Annotated in this window: 28 protein-coding genes; 24 read left to right on the forward strand and 4 right to left on the reverse strand. The window is 40.6% G+C overall.

From position 1 onward, the window contains the following. Both ACFWMP_RS14015 and ACFWMP_RS14020 read left to right on the forward strand, forming a co-directional pair. The gene (locus ACFWMP_RS14015; protein ID WP_379423986.1) at window positions 1–336 is read left to right on the forward strand and encodes a YolD-like family protein; all 336 of its coding nucleotides are present in this window, start codon (window positions 1–3) and stop codon (window positions 334–336) included. A 265-nt stretch (window positions 337–601) separates the two neighbouring features. Continuing rightward, on the forward strand, window positions 602–1,285 hold the full coding sequence (locus tag ACFWMP_RS14020; protein WP_379423987.1) for an AbiTii domain-containing protein: 684 nt from the start codon (window positions 602–604) through the stop codon (window positions 1,283–1,285). A 342-nt stretch (window positions 1,286–1,627) separates the two neighbouring features. Here the strand turns inward: ACFWMP_RS14020 and ACFWMP_RS14025 are convergent, their stop codons facing one another. Then, window positions 1,628–2,323, reverse strand: a complete 696-nt coding sequence (locus tag ACFWMP_RS14025) for a hypothetical protein (protein WP_379423988.1) — start codon at window positions 2,321–2,323, stop codon at window positions 1,628–1,630. Between the two features lie 72 nt (window positions 2,324–2,395). After that, window positions 2,396–2,620, reverse strand: coding sequence for an XRE family transcriptional regulator (locus tag ACFWMP_RS14030; protein ID WP_379423989.1), 225 nt, complete (start codon window positions 2,618–2,620; stop codon window positions 2,396–2,398). A 162-nt stretch (window positions 2,621–2,782) separates the two neighbouring features. On the opposite strand from ACFWMP_RS14030, the gene ACFWMP_RS14035 reads away from it, so the two are divergent. The 11 genes from ACFWMP_RS14035 (at window position 2,783) to ACFWMP_RS14085 (ending at window position 9,031) form a co-directional block, all read left to right on the forward strand. After that, on the forward strand, window positions 2,783–3,580 hold the full coding sequence (locus ACFWMP_RS14035) for a ParM/StbA family protein (RefSeq protein ID WP_340970309.1): 798 nt from the start codon (window positions 2,783–2,785) through the stop codon (window positions 3,578–3,580). Next, window positions 3,573–3,806, forward strand: a complete 234-nt coding sequence (locus ACFWMP_RS14040; protein WP_379423990.1) for a hypothetical protein — start codon at window positions 3,573–3,575, stop codon at window positions 3,804–3,806. Before ACFWMP_RS14035 ends, ACFWMP_RS14040 begins: the two co-directional genes overlap by 8 nt. Window positions 3,807–3,940: 134 nt before the next feature. After that, complete coding sequence (locus ACFWMP_RS14045) at window positions 3,941–4,144, forward strand: hypothetical protein (RefSeq protein ID WP_340970306.1); 204 nt, start codon at window positions 3,941–3,943, stop codon at window positions 4,142–4,144. Between the two features lie 184 nt (window positions 4,145–4,328). Beyond that, entirely contained in the window at window positions 4,329–5,429 is a 1,101-nt protein-coding gene (locus ACFWMP_RS14050; RefSeq protein WP_379423991.1) for an FtsK/SpoIIIE domain-containing protein, read from the forward strand. Further along, window positions 5,429–6,034, forward strand: coding sequence for a replication-relaxation family protein (locus ACFWMP_RS14055; RefSeq protein ID WP_379423992.1), 606 nt, complete (start codon window positions 5,429–5,431; stop codon window positions 6,032–6,034). The genes ACFWMP_RS14050 and ACFWMP_RS14055 overlap by 1 nt, the downstream gene beginning before the upstream one ends. Window positions 6,035–6,255: 221 nt before the next feature. Further along, on the forward strand, window positions 6,256–6,804 hold the full coding sequence (locus ACFWMP_RS14060) for a P-loop nucleotide/nucleoside kinase family protein (protein WP_379423993.1): 549 nt from the start codon (window positions 6,256–6,258) through the stop codon (window positions 6,802–6,804). A gap of 220 nt (window positions 6,805–7,024) precedes the next feature. Then, window positions 7,025–7,330: a hypothetical protein gene (locus tag ACFWMP_RS14065; protein WP_379423994.1), complete on the forward strand. Its 306-nt coding sequence runs from the start codon at window positions 7,025–7,027 to the stop codon at window positions 7,328–7,330. A 34-nt stretch (window positions 7,331–7,364) separates the two neighbouring features. Then, window positions 7,365–7,988, forward strand: coding sequence for a hypothetical protein (locus ACFWMP_RS14070; protein ID WP_379423995.1), 624 nt, complete (start codon window positions 7,365–7,367; stop codon window positions 7,986–7,988). Beyond that, complete coding sequence (locus ACFWMP_RS14075; protein WP_379423996.1) at window positions 7,985–8,518, forward strand: accessory gene regulator ArgB-like protein; 534 nt, start codon at window positions 7,985–7,987, stop codon at window positions 8,516–8,518. Before ACFWMP_RS14070 ends, ACFWMP_RS14075 begins: the two co-directional genes overlap by 4 nt. Next, complete coding sequence (locus ACFWMP_RS14080; protein WP_379423997.1) at window positions 8,515–8,631, forward strand: AgrD family cyclic lactone autoinducer peptide; 117 nt, start codon at window positions 8,515–8,517, stop codon at window positions 8,629–8,631. The genes ACFWMP_RS14075 and ACFWMP_RS14080 overlap by 4 nt, the downstream gene beginning before the upstream one ends. 16 nt (window positions 8,632–8,647) lie before the next feature. Next, entirely contained in the window at window positions 8,648–9,031 is a 384-nt protein-coding gene (locus ACFWMP_RS14085) for a LytTR family transcriptional regulator DNA-binding domain-containing protein (RefSeq protein ID WP_379423998.1), read from the forward strand. Between the two features lie 251 nt (window positions 9,032–9,282). Here the strand turns inward: ACFWMP_RS14085 and ACFWMP_RS14090 are convergent, their stop codons facing one another. Further along, complete coding sequence (locus tag ACFWMP_RS14090) at window positions 9,283–9,510, reverse strand: helix-turn-helix domain-containing protein (RefSeq protein ID WP_379423999.1); 228 nt, start codon at window positions 9,508–9,510, stop codon at window positions 9,283–9,285. An 82-nt stretch (window positions 9,511–9,592) separates the two neighbouring features. Here ACFWMP_RS14090 and ACFWMP_RS14095 point away from each other — a divergent pair, with 82 nt between their 5' ends. Then, entirely contained in the window at window positions 9,593–9,724 is a 132-nt protein-coding gene (locus ACFWMP_RS14095) for a hypothetical protein (protein WP_340970286.1), read from the forward strand. Here ACFWMP_RS14095 and ACFWMP_RS14100 read toward each other — a convergent pair. Next, entirely contained in the window at window positions 9,690–10,064 is a 375-nt protein-coding gene (locus tag ACFWMP_RS14100) for a helix-turn-helix domain-containing protein (protein ID WP_340970284.1), read from the reverse strand. The two genes, ACFWMP_RS14095 and ACFWMP_RS14100, sit on opposite strands and share 35 nt — an antisense overlap. Window positions 10,065–10,235: 171 nt before the next feature. On the opposite strand from ACFWMP_RS14100, the gene ACFWMP_RS14105 reads away from it, so the two are divergent. From ACFWMP_RS14105 to ACFWMP_RS14150, 10 genes are all read left to right on the forward strand, one after another. Then, on the forward strand, window positions 10,236–10,451 hold the full coding sequence (locus tag ACFWMP_RS14105) for a helix-turn-helix domain-containing protein (RefSeq protein WP_340970282.1): 216 nt from the start codon (window positions 10,236–10,238) through the stop codon (window positions 10,449–10,451). 101 nt (window positions 10,452–10,552) lie between these two features. After that, window positions 10,553–10,780 carry a hypothetical protein gene (locus ACFWMP_RS14110; protein ID WP_340970280.1) on the forward strand — a complete coding sequence of 76 codons (228 nt, stop codon included), beginning with the start codon at window positions 10,553–10,555 and terminating at the stop codon, window positions 10,778–10,780. A 41-nt stretch (window positions 10,781–10,821) separates the two neighbouring features. Then, the gene (locus tag ACFWMP_RS14115) at window positions 10,822–11,076 is read left to right on the forward strand and encodes a DUF7667 family protein (RefSeq protein WP_379424000.1); all 255 of its coding nucleotides are present in this window, start codon (window positions 10,822–10,824) and stop codon (window positions 11,074–11,076) included. Beyond that, the gene (locus ACFWMP_RS14120) at window positions 11,073–11,264 is read left to right on the forward strand and encodes a hypothetical protein (protein ID WP_379424001.1); all 192 of its coding nucleotides are present in this window, start codon (window positions 11,073–11,075) and stop codon (window positions 11,262–11,264) included. The genes ACFWMP_RS14115 and ACFWMP_RS14120 overlap by 4 nt, the downstream gene beginning before the upstream one ends. Continuing rightward, window positions 11,261–11,614: a type II toxin-antitoxin system PemK/MazF family toxin gene (locus ACFWMP_RS14125; protein WP_379424002.1), complete on the forward strand. Its 354-nt coding sequence runs from the start codon at window positions 11,261–11,263 to the stop codon at window positions 11,612–11,614. Before ACFWMP_RS14120 ends, ACFWMP_RS14125 begins: the two co-directional genes overlap by 4 nt. 251 nt (window positions 11,615–11,865) lie before the next feature. Further along, the gene (locus ACFWMP_RS14130; RefSeq protein WP_379424003.1) at window positions 11,866–12,138 is read left to right on the forward strand and encodes a hypothetical protein; all 273 of its coding nucleotides are present in this window, start codon (window positions 11,866–11,868) and stop codon (window positions 12,136–12,138) included. A 266-nt stretch (window positions 12,139–12,404) separates the two neighbouring features. Further along, entirely contained in the window at window positions 12,405–13,292 is an 888-nt protein-coding gene (locus ACFWMP_RS14135) for a YqaJ viral recombinase family nuclease (protein WP_379424004.1), read from the forward strand. Next, complete coding sequence (locus ACFWMP_RS14140; RefSeq protein WP_379424005.1) at window positions 13,289–14,203, forward strand: recombinase RecT; 915 nt, start codon at window positions 13,289–13,291, stop codon at window positions 14,201–14,203. The genes ACFWMP_RS14135 and ACFWMP_RS14140 overlap by 4 nt, the downstream gene beginning before the upstream one ends. Next, the gene (locus ACFWMP_RS14145; protein ID WP_379424006.1) at window positions 14,154–14,510 is read left to right on the forward strand and encodes a hypothetical protein; all 357 of its coding nucleotides are present in this window, start codon (window positions 14,154–14,156) and stop codon (window positions 14,508–14,510) included. Before ACFWMP_RS14140 ends, ACFWMP_RS14145 begins: the two co-directional genes overlap by 50 nt. Window positions 14,511–14,695: 185 nt before the next feature. Beyond that, on the forward strand, window positions 14,696–15,361 hold the full coding sequence (locus ACFWMP_RS14150; protein ID WP_379424007.1) for a hypothetical protein: 666 nt from the start codon (window positions 14,696–14,698) through the stop codon (window positions 15,359–15,361). Window positions 15,362–15,363: the final 2 nt, after the last annotated feature.

Here is a 15,363-nt window from a genome sequence, read left to right on the forward strand (position 1 = left end):
ATGGCACGTAAGAAACTCGAAGGTAATGGATTGTGGGAAAGTAGTCGAATGATTATGCCAGAGCATAAAAATAGGATGCTGGACGATATTCATAATGAGGAAGTACGTAACAAACCTGATTTAGACCCTCAAGCTTTGACTGAGATATCACAGGTACTTGTACAATCAATGGAGGATCATAGCCCAATTAACCTCACATTATTTGACCCAGTTGAAGATAAGGAACTACGCGGAATTGTGATGCGTGTAGATCGGCAGCAGTTAAAGCTACGTACAAGTGATGATGACTGGGAATGGATTGAAATAGAAGATGTTATAGGTGCGAATACATTATAGATTCCCACAAGCTTTGTATTTACGAAAAGCCCCGTCAACCTTAAGTGGTTAGCGGGGTATTTGTTCGTGTCCAGAAAAGTTTACCTTACAAGTGTTATAGAGTTAATATACATAATTCAATAGTGAATATTATGTTGTAGTTAATTACATTGTTCAGTTAAAAATTATTTTGTTTAACCAATGTTGTTACTATTATACTGTGGTAAAATAATCCTGTTACTATAATGTATTAATAGGAATAATATACTATAGAGGATTGATCTATATGAGTAGAAGTCAACTTTTGAAAGATTTGGTAGGCGGTAACACAAGTATCGAAAATATTCTTCTAAGATTGAAGATTATTCTGAACGATCTAGAGAATGAAATGATTATGGGCTGGGTTAATGGAGAGTTAGCTGGTTACAAAGAAAAGGGTACAGTTCCGAAGTATAGAATACTTAAAGGTAGTCCAATAGGAACATTTATTGTTAATCAAAGATTTAAATATACCGATTCGCAAGTACCTCTGGAATCATTGCTTTCTAGAGAAGAAATTGATTCGATAATAACTTTGGATGTGCTTGACAGTATTGCAACACTTCAAACTATATTAGATGGAGAAAACAGAGACAGATATGCAAAACAAATCTCAACTGCATTATGTCATAGTATCTCAGTTAACGATCTTCAAATTGCTGGAATGAATGTAATGATTCCGTCTAATCAACTTGATGGTATTGTCTCTCATGTGAAGTCTAAATTGGTTGAGGTTATTTTGGAACTTGAAAAACAGTTTGTGAAATTAGATGATTTAGATATAAGACTGCAAATAGATGAAAATAGTTCGAAAAAAGAACAGGTAATATATAACATAGAACAAATTATTTACGAAGGATCTATTGAAATTGGAGATAAAAATAAATTGCAACGATCAAAACTAGGGAAATGGTTTGGAGGTAAAGAATGAACGATATAAAAATCGGAAATAATAATAAATTTAAAAACACTTCAGTTGGGCATCGGAATAACTCTAATAACAATTTGAATAACAAGAAGCCACCAAAGAAAAGGTCTTTCACTCAAAGACATCCAATAATTCTTTCAGTTATTATCTCTTTAATAACAGGGTTTGTACTTCTCTTTTCATTTTGGAAACAAATAGTTGACTTTATTGAAAATTTATTCAAGTAATTGGATTGGATTATAATAGAGGATGTTGTAGGTGTGGATACATAGTAAATTCCTGGATTATGAAAAAAGTCCCGCCCAACCTTAAGTGGTCAGCAGGGCTATTTTTTTGAGCTGTTACTTAGTCGAAGGAATCATTGTGCCAATAAGCATCGGCAATAGCAGGGATGTCATCCGAAACAAAATTATCCCAAACGATTTTTTCTCTTGTTTCAGGACTGAATTCTGTCTTCATAACAACCCTCATGGACTGTTGCCCGAATTTGTCTTGCATCGGGAATAAGATTGAAAAAGCTATTGTACCGATATCTTTGTTTTTATGCAGCGCCTGTAGTATATCCTTTATGTTCGAATGCATCATAAAAAGGATCATCTTATCAGTCAGATTATCCTGACCTACAACCTTTATTATAAGCGTCTTGCCCTGATCGAGAGTGATTTCTTTAATGCTGTCTGAATTATCAAAAGAGTTCGTTTCACCAAATGCTTTATGAACGGCATTTCGCGCAACATCTATTGATGTAACGACAGGAGCTGCCGTTTCTTTGGGTGCCTCCGTTGCGGTTGGTGTTGGTTTGATAGTTGGTGATGGTTCATCGGCCAACGCCTCGACTACCGGATCAGCAGCGCTTATCGTGATTCCTGGTTCGTCTGATTGAACTGGAGTGTTAACGACCGCTATAATCATCAACACAAAAAATAGTGTAGCTCCGCCAAAAAACCTCATTGCTTTCTTCTTCCTTACAGCCGAAATAACCCCAACTACAATTAAAACAATCATCATTACTATGCTAAAAGCACCTATAGCAGCCCACATCTGTATTCATCTCCTCCACCCAAATAATAGATTAGCAGGGTCTTGAAGATATCATATGAATCTGTTGTTTGCTTAATCCCAAAAATCATCAATTTTAACGTCATAGCCTACTCTTCTAAGTTTACTAATGATTTTCAATTGTGTGGTTTCTATAGGTTCGTGGTCTATATCATTACAAAGGTTATATATGGTTTTCCTGTTTAACGGGATATTTTTAATCATCCATTCTTGACTAACCCTATTCCGATCCATCCACTTACCTAGTTTAGTTCTTCTCTTGAAATCAAATACTCCCATAAACGCCACCCCTTTAAAACTAGGATGGACAAATCTATGAAAATTTATACAAACAGCGGGTTATATTGACCAAGCAATACGAGATACATATTGAAGTAGATACGTAACAGCAAGCTCTGGGGCTAAATGTTTACGTAACTAGACATCTAAGGAGTGGTGCATATGATATCAGCCATTGATGCCGGGAACTACAAAACGATGTACTACGATGGGCAGGAATTCAAACAGTTTCCATCAATGATTGGTGAGTATCGGGAGCGCAATATTAGGCAGCAACACGGGCAATCAGACTATGAATGGGAGTATGAAGGACAAAGAGGTTTTGCGGGAACTCTTGCACAATACGAAAGCGAGTGTGCGGAAAGTCAGAAAGGAGAAACCAAGGCACATCCGGATGCAAGGCTTCGAATCCTGTTGGCATTACATCAATTTTCCAAGCAAACCGAGCACAAGATATTGGTGGGGCAACCGATCAGCACACATACCCCAGATGAAAAGTTGGCTATCAAGAAAATGATGCAAGGGCGGCACGAATTGACGGTCAACGGCAATAGAAGGTTGATAGTTATACAACAATGTGAGGTAGCTGCTGAAGGGGTTACTGCAGGCTTATTAATACCTGGAGGTGGCACGGTTCGGATCATCGACATAGGCAGCGGTACGGTTAATTTTGGAACTCTTATAGATCGGAGGTTTAGCGATAAGGGGAGCTTTACTTTAGGAATGGGGATGGAAACTAATCGCAACGTTCACCCCTCAGCGTTTGGGCGGCAGATTGCTTTACGAGCCCTTGCTGCAGGGTGGAAAGCTGGGGATGTAGTTTATCTCTGTGGTGGTGGAGCTGAGGAGTTGCTTCAGTATTTATTGCCATACTTTCCTGCTGTGAAGCTAATACCAGGCGATCCGTCTAGTGCAAACGCAAGGGCATTTTATCTGATTGCGAGGAAGTTATATGCCTAGAAATGTGGAGATTAAAGCGATACAGGTCACCTTTAATGTGCTGGACCCGGAACAGAAACGGGCTTATGAACATGCCTACAGGAAGACAAATTCATCCGGTTACATCAAACGCCTGATTGACAGGGACATGACAGGGATAGCTCCAGCAATTATGTCAGCTCAGACCAGCATCCCAAGGAAGCTAATGGAGGACAATTTTGAATTTGAGGTTGAAAGTTTTGTCTAACCCAAAAAGGAGTGATCAACCATGAAAGAAGTTAAGCCGCAAGCAGCATGTACGAAGTGCGGTAAGCCGTTATCCTCTGTTCGTATTTGTGATCAATGCGTCAGTGAAATGTTCAAACCAAAGGATGGATGGAGATGATTGAACCATTCGTAAAGCTAGGCATTGTAGGCGTGGCGGGACATGCACTAGAGAGACACTTGGAGCGATCCGGCCGTCCTGGAGCTGTCTTGTACGTCAAGATTGGTACTTATGTAGTTTGCGGTCTTATTGCAGCAGTAGAATGGCGTCATTTTTTCAGGGTTCTTGGGGGCATGTTCGGGTTTTATCTGCCTTGGTAATTGCAAAGGTATCAACATAAGTTTTACTACTTCGGTTGTACAGGTCTGATTGGCGTTCTTATGCTATTTTCAATTCTGAAACAATAGGGAGGTTGTTATTATTTTTATTTCTTCCTCTTTAATTTCTGCCGGGGCGTGTGTGGCTGGGGCTATAGTGGTGCACCAGTCATTTCCAGAGAAGGTCATGAGACGTAAGTTAGGAGCGCTTTTAAGGACCAATGACTTTCACAGTAATCTAACAGGGTACAAGGGAAGGGCGTACCGTGTACAGCCTGTGGTGAAGTCTGCAAGGATGTATCTGGATCGGAGAGAAGCAACATTTATGTTGCCTGTAGGCAGTGACCCTCAAGAGGTATTCAAAAAGTCATGGATCTTTCAGCAGGTCTTTGGACTTGAGGCAGAGTTAAGTCTGATTGACGCTCGCACTATAATGATGTCGATTTACACGACCTCCATACAATCATTTGTATATAACGCCGAGGAAATAGACCAGAGCTTAGGTATGAACAGGCTGCCCGTATATGTTGGTAAGGACCGACATGGGGATGTAGTTTATGACATGGTAGAACATCCACATTTATTAGTTGCTGGAGAAACGGGAAGTGGCAAGAGTGCGGCTCTAAGATCAATCCTCACAACGTTAATAAGGAACGTAGATAACCTTGATTTGTATTGTGCTGACCTTAAGAGATCAGAGTTTCACTTATTCAAGGGCATTGCACAAGCTGTGGTATATGAGACCCACGAAGTCCTTGCGCTTGTAATAATGCTACGCCTCGAAATGAAACGCCGTGGTGACATCTTAGAAGCCGCAGGAGTAGCACACATAGATGACTTAGAGGAACCGATAAATTACATTATCTTAGCAGTTGATGAGGTGGCTTTGCTCAAAAAAGAAAAGGACATCATGCAAGGAATTGAGGAGATCAGTACTATTGGGAGAGCGCTTGGTGTGTTCCTTGTACTCTCCATGCAGCGTCCAGATGCTCAAGTATTAGATGGTAAGCTGAAGCAAAATCTGACGGTCAGAATGGCGCTGAAGCACGCTGATGGGATCAACTCCCGTATAACAATTGACAGTGTAGACGCAGCAAATATAAAGGACAGCGAGAAAGGCCGTATGGTGTTAAAACTGGATGGATTAAAGTATGTTCAAGGACCAAATCTGGGGTTGTCAGAAGCCAAAGAATTGCTAAAGGGGTGTAAGTCTCCATTGGAAATTAGACAGCCACAAAGAGCCTCACAAGAGATGCAGGACGATATTATTGAACTGGGTGTGTTGTGATGAATGCGCGTGATAAAGCCATCGTTGAGGATATTCAACGTTTCCGAGTGCTCAGTAGAGACTTAATTGCAGACCTTCATTTTCAGGATGTAAAAAACAAAGTTACAGCTGCTAATTACGTTCTCAAAAGATTGCGGAGGGACAAATATATCTCCTGTTCTGATGACCGCAGACAGTACATTTACTTTCCAGCAGAAGGGGCAATTAAAAGAGACTCCACGAAGATTCCACACTTCCTAATGATTGCAGACTTCTATAAACAGATAGCTCAGATTGAAAAACCACGCGTGTTTTTAGTGGAGCCAAAGTATAGTAAAGGGATGCCGGAGCCTGATGCTTTTATGATCTGGAAGGGGATGCCGTGGCATATTGAGATCCAACGTAGCAGCTACAGTGATAGGCAGATGAAGGAGAAACTGACTCGTTATGACCATTACTTTTTAAGCAACGAATGGCACAACGAGGAGTGGCAGCGACCAGACAAAAAGATATTTCCGTATCTCTGGATTAGTGGAGTGGGTAAGTACGCTATTGGAACAAGATCATATAGAGTATTTCAGACCAATGTGGCAGGTATGGCGGGGATGGTGACAAATAAAAAATAATTATCTCTTTGAACTCTCACTGTAGAGTTCTTTTTTTTATTAGGCTATGTTAAATTTTGTTGTTGATATTTGATATATACGAACTAAGTTCTATAATTAGGGCAAGGGTAATATCACGAGCTTATCTACTTTTTGCAATCACGAACTAAAGGAGTGGCGGTACGGGCTGGTTAGTTGAAGGGTGTTGTTTTAAGCCTACATTTTAATTAAGGAGAATAGTTATGAAACAAGGCAGAATTATTATAATTACTGGTTCACCAGGGACTGGTAAAAGTACAACGGCATCAATTGTTGCTAAAGAGTCTAATTTATCAAAGTCGGTACATATGCACACTGATGATTTCTATCACTATATTCATAAGGGGGGAATACCTCCATTTTTACCGGAATCACAAGAACAAAACTTAATTGTTATTGAAGCCTTTTTGGAAGCTGCAAAACGATTTGCACGTGGTGGGTTCGATGTGATTATTGATGGAATTGTTGGTCCCTGGTTCTTAGAGCCGTGGTTAAAAGCCGTACAAGATAATTATGAAGTACATTACATTATCTTAAGAGCGACTAAAGAAGGAACAATGAAACGAGCAATCAATCGTTCCAAATTGGACGAAGATGCCAACATTGAGTTGGTAGAAAAAATGTGGGAGCAATTTAACAATTTGGGTCGCTATGAATCAAATATTATTGATACTACAAATCAATCAATCGAACAAAGTGTTTCAACAATAAAAGCAGAGATTGAAAAAAAATCTTCTTTACTCACTATTTGATGTGATACAAAAGTTAAACAAACGGATACGATATCTCAATAAACCGCCTTTCACCAAGGCGGTTTTTCTTATCGTCAAAAACAACATTAGAATATAACATAGCCTTTTATTAAGAAATAATCGTATTTTTTTATACGATAAACACTTGTGTTTTGTACGGTAATATCGTATATTTAATTCAGGAAATAAATTCCTTATATACCAATGGAGGTGCGATACATTGACCCTGAATCAGTACCGGAAATGGGCTGACGAAGTGGGTGGAGAGATTGGAAGCAAAGTACATGAAATACTTAATGAGTTGGAAGAGGCTCGTAACATTGCTAAAGGAAAGAAGATCCCTCCCTTACTTGGTAGCACAGAAGTTGCCGGAATACTCGGGATTGACCCCAAGAACATGCACCATACTCGCAGAACTAAATTCTTTCCACCTCCAGATATAGAAGTTGGGAAGCGTCCTTTCTGGTTTAAGACTACAATCCAAGTGTATCAAGACAAAATCGAAGAATGGCGTTCAAAGAAATAAAGATGAATATGTGTTTCGGGGGGGGGTGATGATTGTGATAACTGAAGCATTGTCGTTTATGCTATTTTCGACAATTGAAGCCTTCGCATGGGTTTCATTATGTATGGCGATATTCAGATTTAAAACTTCCGATTATGTGTATCAAATTCTTCTCGTTACGCTATTCATGAACTTGCAGAGCTTTATTTTGAGGAATGAACTTTCACTATCGTACCTTGTCCCGCTGATTAATATTCTGTTTATCGCCTTTTTGTTTACTACAATAGTTCGAGTTTCTTTTATTGGTTCTTTGACTATATCTGCTGTTGGGATGGCTGCTTTCGCTTTAATACAATGGTTGATCACTGCTATATTGTTTGGTTCTATGGATGTAGCGAAATCTTCTACAGAAGATGGTTATCTAGTCCAGTTAGTATCAGCGATTATCGTAATTCCTTTAGGAGCTTTACTTTATAAATTCGGATATGGATTCTCCTATGACTTTGAGAGGTTTCGCTTAAAATATGAACGCTTAATCGTCATTTCTTCTATTCTAGCATTTTTAATTATCGTCACAACTGTACTCTATCTTAATGAGGTATGGAGCGTGATTATCTTACTCACTGTATCGCTTATGTTCTTTTTGAGGTATGCCATACAAAAGGAGCGTGAAATGTGATTGAATTGTTAGCTGGTCGTATGGCAGAAGGTATAAAGCGTAGAGCCCCTGACCATCCGGCATCAGTCGCAGTATTAAAACATTCCCTAGCAATCCTGATTAATACTATATCTATTATTGTTTTGACTTTAGGCATAGCAATCCTAAACGACCGCCTCAAAGAAACGATAATCGTTATGAGTTCCTTCGCATTATTGCGGATGGTCTCGGGCGGATTACACCTAAAATCAGGTACTTTGTGCGTAGTTGTCTCGACACTATTAATCGTAGGTCTGTCGATGATGGGTTTTAGTGAAAAAACCACATTGATTATTAACATCACGAGCTTGATCCTCGCTATCCTATTCGCCCCTACCGATATCCAAAAACAATCTCGTATTCCAAAGAAATATTATCCTGTTTTGAAGTTACTATCAGTTTTGATGATTTCTATAAACTTTTGGATAGCATCTTCATATGTTGCCGTTGCTTTCTTCGCCCAGGCGCTTCTATTATTTCCGCGCATGAAAGGGGGTGGAAAAAAGACATGAAGAAATGGAACTTCATATCGTCGGCTTTGGCATTTGTCGCAGGTATTACAGTAGCTCCAGCGAGCGTTTTTTGGATTTATGGCGCTGACGCACCGGAAGAACTATTGAAATAAATTGGAGATGGTATAAGTGGATTATATAACTGTAAGCAGGGAAATTGATGCTACTACGGGGATTGAAAATCTACCAATAAGAAACATCGCCTTTTTGGGATATGCTCGTCAAATTGATAGAGTTGTCGTTCATACGATTGATGAAATATTCTATATGAGAGGTACACTGAAATATTGGCAAAACGCCCTAGATAGCAGCGGATATAACTTTGCTACCGTTGATCGCACAAACGTCGTTAATTTAGATAAAATAGTCATAATGGATGAAGTTTATCGTGTCGCTTACTTCACAAATTGTATAACTAAAACCTCAAAGCGTTGCACTTTTACAAAAGTCAATTTTAATAAGGTTAAAGAAAAGTGTGCACTTTCTGACATAAAAATGTTAGTCATTAATTAATGATTTAGGAGCCACTTGTGTGGCTTCTTTTTTTTCGGAAAAAGTTTACCACAACTCCCTTGTAATAAGCTGTCGAATTCCGGTGTTAGTACAATAAAATTCATCGGGATGAAATGAAATTTACAAATGGTGGGATATGATATTAAATAAAGGTAATTCATCCGGTCGAAAATTCTTGACAATATTGACATTAACGATATTGTTAGGACTCTGCCGTCGGGGAGTAGAAATTCCTACTCAAGCCCGTTGCGTTACATAGGCCATTCATACAGATCGACCTCAGAGCAGTTCAGCACGATACATAAGGCTCTCATTTGTTCGGGTGACATGAGACGCTTAGTGTTCTCGAATTGTGAGAGCATGACCGTGGAGATGGATAAACCAGTCTTTTCAAGGACAACTTGCGAAAGTAGTTCCTGAGTGAGACCGCTGGACTGACGAATGTAACGCAACAGACACTTCCCGCGGGAAAGTGCCATATCTGTCCTCCGCTATGGAATTTTTGTTTTTATCAGAACGATAGTTCACGTATAACTCAAAAAATAATTGGGGGTCATACATATGTTAGCGACTAAAACTAAAAGTGTAGATGTAGCTGAGTTTCTTAAGGCCATTGCAAAAGATACACCAGAAAACAAAGCTCTTATAGAGCAACTAATTATTGATCTTTGTGCAGCAACAATTGAGCCATAGCTTGTATTTTCTTTTTTTCCTCCGCAGTAAGTTCCCGTCCATTGAAACTAATCAGTGATTCCATGAATGATGAATCCCCCAGATCGACCTTGTTTACAAGGACCCTTTGATCATTAGTCAATGTCATTTTCCTATTGTTTGTATGCCCTAGCACCCAGTCCGTAGTCACATTGTAAAAGTCACAGAGTTCCTTCAGTGTATCGAAATCCGGTTGATTACGACCTGCTTCATAACCGCTAAGAGTCTTGTTATTAATGCCTGTTTTGGTCTGGACTTGAATTTGAGTAAGATTTAATTCCTGCCGCATCATTTTTAAACGTTCAGCGTAGATTGGCAACATTTTGTCATCACCTCTTTCCACATATATTATCATGATTCGCCGTATCAGAGAAATTATTCTCTGAAACAAATATTTTTGTTGTTGACAGATACGAAACGAAGAATTATATTTGGATTACCAAATTTCTCCGAAACAGAGAGAAATGACAACACTGAAGAAGGGGGGAGGAAATTGGAAAACAAAGAAGTGGATAGTGTTGCCCGTAAGCGGCTTAGGGAGTACATCATCTCTAACAAATATGTAATAAGGGAAGTAGCGCATAAGTCTGACATTGGTGAAAAGAAGCTTTATAAGCTACTCGATGGTACATGTAGATTGTCTACACATGATCTGGAAAAGATTTGTGATCGAGGCTTAAAGGTTAGTCCGGCAATTTTTTTTGAGTAACACTCTCTGAAACAGAGAATATGATGTAATGTGATTATACGGCTTTACCGTATGTTTAGTCAATAGTCCTGGGTAAAAATTCCTTTTAGGAGGTTTGATTTATGCTAAGAGATGCCGCAGCATTGAATGACTCCCAGATAGCATTGACAGTTAAACGGGGTCAGTCAGTGCAAATTACGCTAATGCAAGAAGAAACCACCGGAGAAGATGGAGCGGTGCTCTCACCTGCAAAGTCATTTACGGTGATGGAACGGGAAAGCGCAGTTGTTCTCCGTGATCTGCTGATTAAAGTTCTGAAAGATGATGCTCATGAAGATCTGATCCAGTAAACAGCCAGTAAATTCAAAATTTAATAACGGAGGTTATACAAATGGGAATTGTGATACACCAGTCACACCGTCAACTCGCCGCCATTGCATTCTTAAACATCAACAAAAAGGGAGAATTGATCCTAGGTGTACCTGAATTAAAACTGATCATGCCGTTGTTGTTAGATAACCTTAATCTCGTTCAGGAGATAGATGGAATAAAGGAGGCATCCTACGCAGCGCAGTGCACGGGGAATATGGATTTGGTTCAGCACTTTTGTGAAAAGCTTGAAGAACTGGAGGCGCAGTTTACATGATCGAAACAAAAGATGCTGTCCGGTACCACCGGAAAAAAATGGTCTTTTGGCTCAAGGCTCAGAAAGCAGCAAAGAAACGACTAGACAAAAATAAGGAGCAGCAAGCAAACCAAGAATACCGTAAACATCGAGATGCTTTACTTGCTATCTGGGCAACACCTGCTGAGCGTTTGGCGGTGAGTGTATGAGTATTAACCCAATACGCGGAGAAATATGGTGGGCAAACCTAATTGGCAACAAAGGGAGCGAGCAAGGCGGTGAACGTCCGATGCTAATTATTCAAAATGATATCGGTAATCGGTTTAGCCCTACTGTCATTGTTGCAATAATCGGACGCACAAAACGTCCAGACTTACCCATACATGTTGTACTTAATACAAAGGCGTATGGACTGCCCAAAGAAACGTCGGTGGTTATGCTGGAGCAATTGCGGACACTCGATAAATCAAGACTTATTAGCCGGAGTGGGCAACTCAACGAGGAGGATATGAGTCTGGTGGATCAAGCGCTTATGGTCAGTTTGGGAGTATCTATTTAATTCAATGTGAAGGAGGTGAACAAGAAAATGCCAATACCTGAAACCCAAAGTCAAAAAGAAATCGAAGAAGTTGTGGAAGGTCTCCGCTGTCAGGCATGTAGAGACGTGATCGACGGTTATAAAACTGGATATATGCGGTGCTGTGAAAACTGCGAAAACGAGTAAGGCCTATTATTTTTTTGCCAAAATCGGGGTTCTGAGCCCTAAAACACTTGAATTTCAGCAAATAAATCATATCGGAGGAATTATCCATGAAACCAAAATTCCGCATCACTAATAAACGTCACGCTCTTGTTGCTGCATTACAAAGTGGCGCTGCTAAAGATTTTGCAATAGCTAAATACCGCCGTAAATACAAACACGAAGCATCTAAAAAGGTCACCTATAGCCCCGGATCACTTGGTCCCTCTGTTGTCACTGCAGCAATCATTAAGGAATATGGTGGCGTGCTAACTCGGTCTATTCGTAAAGCCAAGGCGAAACGTACAGGGGAGCCGTTCATCAAGTTCTACAGCCATAAATGATTCAGGGAGTGATTACAATGACCCTCAAATGTGGCTGTGGAGCTGACGCAATATACGCAGTTTACGATAACCGGCAACCTCACTGCTTGAGCTGCATGTTAGAAGCAGTTGATGTTCCACTCCAAGTATTGGTTCGCACCTTGGACCCATGGGAGACAAATCCCACACAAACAAATAACGCCCTCGGCTGCAACCAAGGACGTTAGTCAAGCATTAAAACAAAAATTTCACGGTCAATATATCACGAATATTAGGATGGTGTAAAGATGTCGTTGAGCTCCTTGAGATCAAAACGATTGGTGAGCACCTTAGATATGACACATGACGATTGGTTAGATTGGCGGCGTAAGGGCATCGGGGGTAGTGACGTAGCAGCTATTTGCGGGTTGAGTCGTTATAAGTCTCCGATGGCAGTTTATCTGGATAAACTTGGTGAAATTCCACCGCTAGAAGATAACCCCAAGATGAAAGCAGGGCGAATTCTCGAACCCATTGTAGCGGATTGGTTCTCTGAAGAAACTGGCATTAAGGCAACTAAACAGAACGCAATTTTTCAACACCCTGATCAACCCCATATGTTAGCAAACATTGATCGTTGGCTGCCTAAACAAAATGCTGGGTTGGAATGTAAGAATACTGCGGAATATTGTCGAACTGACTGGGAAGGTGCAACAGCACCAACAGAATATATTTTACAGGCAAATCACTATATGGCTGTAACTGGTGCTGAGCGATGGTATATAGCAGTGCTTATAGGTGGATGGGACTTTCAATGGCGGGTTGTAGAACGTGATGATGAACTAATTAATAATCTCATAACGATTGAGCGAGAATTCTGGCACGGTAATGTATTAGCGCAACTGCCACCATCGTTTAGCCATCAGGACACGGAATACCTCAAAGAAACATACAAAGAGACCTCTCCAGACCTGAATATCGACTTACCTGAATCAGCATGGGAAGTGATTCAGAATTTGATTGAAGCTCGAAAGGTAAAAGCTGCGGCTGTTATGCAGGAAGAAACTGCTAAAAATCAGATAAAAGGCATGATGAAAGATGCGGAAAAGTCATATTTCCAAGGCGATCTTCGTTTCACATGGAAGGCAAATAAAAAAGGTATTCGTTCTTTTAAAGTTATAGGAGGCGAAGAATGATGGCGGATAAAAAAATAGATCAGTCCAGTATTAGCGCAGCACTAGCCAATAAAGCAGGGGCGGCAGCTCCTGCAGAAAAGAAAAAAACAGTGTTCGATTTAATCCAATCAATGGAGGGAGAATTTAAGCGTGCGCTGCCTGAACATGTTGGGGTTGAAAGGTTTGTACGTGTTGCAATTACCGTCGTGAGAACCAATCAGAAACTGATGCAATGTGAGGGTATGAGCATTGTGGCTGCGCTTATGCAATCCGCGCAACTCGGTTTGGAACCAAACACCCCTCTTAAAGAAGCCCACATCATCCCTTATAGAAACAAACGGATAATCGATGGGCAGGTTGTTTGGGTAGAAGAAGCGCAGTTCCAGCCAGGGTATCGTGGGATAGCAAAACTGGTTTGGAACAGTGGTTTGGTATCCGAGCTTGAGTTCGATGTTATTTGTGAGAACGACACGGTCATCTATGAGAAAGGAAACAACGGTACATTTAAGCACATTCCAAATTTCAAAGGTGATCGCGGTGAGGCATATGCCTACTATGCTTATGCAGTAATGAAAGGCGGAGGTTTTGTCTGCACGGTAATGAGTAAGGAGACGGTCATTAAACATGCTTTGAAATTTTCGAAATCGCAAAAGAACAAGGAAATGTATGGGCCTTGGAAGGATGATTTTGATTCAATGGCTCTAAAGACAGTCCTGCTGGCGTTGTGTGATAAAAAGCTACCAAAGAGCACTACTCAAGAATCAGTTAATCTTCAACGGGCTGTGTCTTCTGACGGAACAATTAAACGTGAAGTTGCAGATGACATGAGTGAGGTAATTGATGTAACTGACTGGTCTGGAGTACATGAGGACGAAGCTACTGATGTCGAAGCAACTGATGTTGGTGACAATCATGGCGAATCCGTACAGTAAAGAGCAACAACTTTATAATCGTCGTCAAACACTAACCGCTAAACAACGGGGAGCAATCAGCAATGAAGTCTACAACGAAGCTATGGAACGATCAGGTGGACGGTGCGAACGCTGTGGGAGTAAAGAGGGATTACAATGTGCTCATTTAATTAGGCGCTGGAAAATCAACGGTAAAACGACTGTGAGGGATGTAGCAATGCTCTGCGGACCTAGTGTTAATACCGGAACATGTCATAACTGGATTGATTACAGCAAAGAAGGTAAGCGGTGGGCGATAGATTATCGGGATCAGCTCTATGAGAATTGAGCCTACTGTACAAGTTGAAATATTCCTTTTGCTACTGGATTGTCAGGTCTGCGGTAGTGAGATCAACCCCGACCGTGAGGAGTATATAGGAAGAATGCGTGTCTGCCCACGCTGTTATGAAGCTCTAACTACAGGAAGAGATCGGAAATCACGGCAAAGAAAAATTAAGAAAAGGGGCGGTTCAATTGGCTATTGAAATTCAGGTCTTGAAATCCCATAGAGGTGTTCGAGCAGGTAAGTATGAGGCTCGTTTACTCCCAACAAAGAAAAAGAAATTCCTTCTATTCCCTGGCTCAACTCTTGCTGCTCAGATTATCACCGGAGCACATACCGGAGCAATCATCCCTTCTATGAAATTTATCAAAGTGTCTGATATACCTTCTAACGCTCGTATGCTTGCTGAAAAGAATAGGATGCTTGAGGATCTGACTCGCCTTGCTCGACGGATTAACGAAGTAGAAAAGCGAAATCGGGATCTTCATAAATTGCTGGACAGTGCAAATGATGCAGTGTCTGCCCTACAGGCTAATCTTGATACTGCAAATGAAGATAGGGTGTTATTGCTACAGCAGATCGAGCAAAGTATTGACACAAAAGTCGAGCTACCTTTGGATGTAGCAGCTGCCCTCAATGAATGCAGAGCAGCCGGTTTAAAAGGCATCTCTATTATCACTAACTTAAACGTTATCGACCAACTATTTAGAGACTGCGGTTTGGTTGTACTTGATTCGCTGAGAGTAATCAAAAGATTTATCGAGCAGCAGGATGGTGGGCAACTGATTCTCACTGCTCTGGTCAACGATTACACAGTAGCAACTTTAGGAGAATTGAACACTGATGTTAGCCGATAGGA

The organism is Paenibacillus sp. NPDC058367, from assembly GCF_042723305.1.
Classification (GTDB): domain Bacteria; phylum Bacillota; class Bacilli; order Paenibacillales; family Paenibacillaceae; genus Paenibacillus_AQ.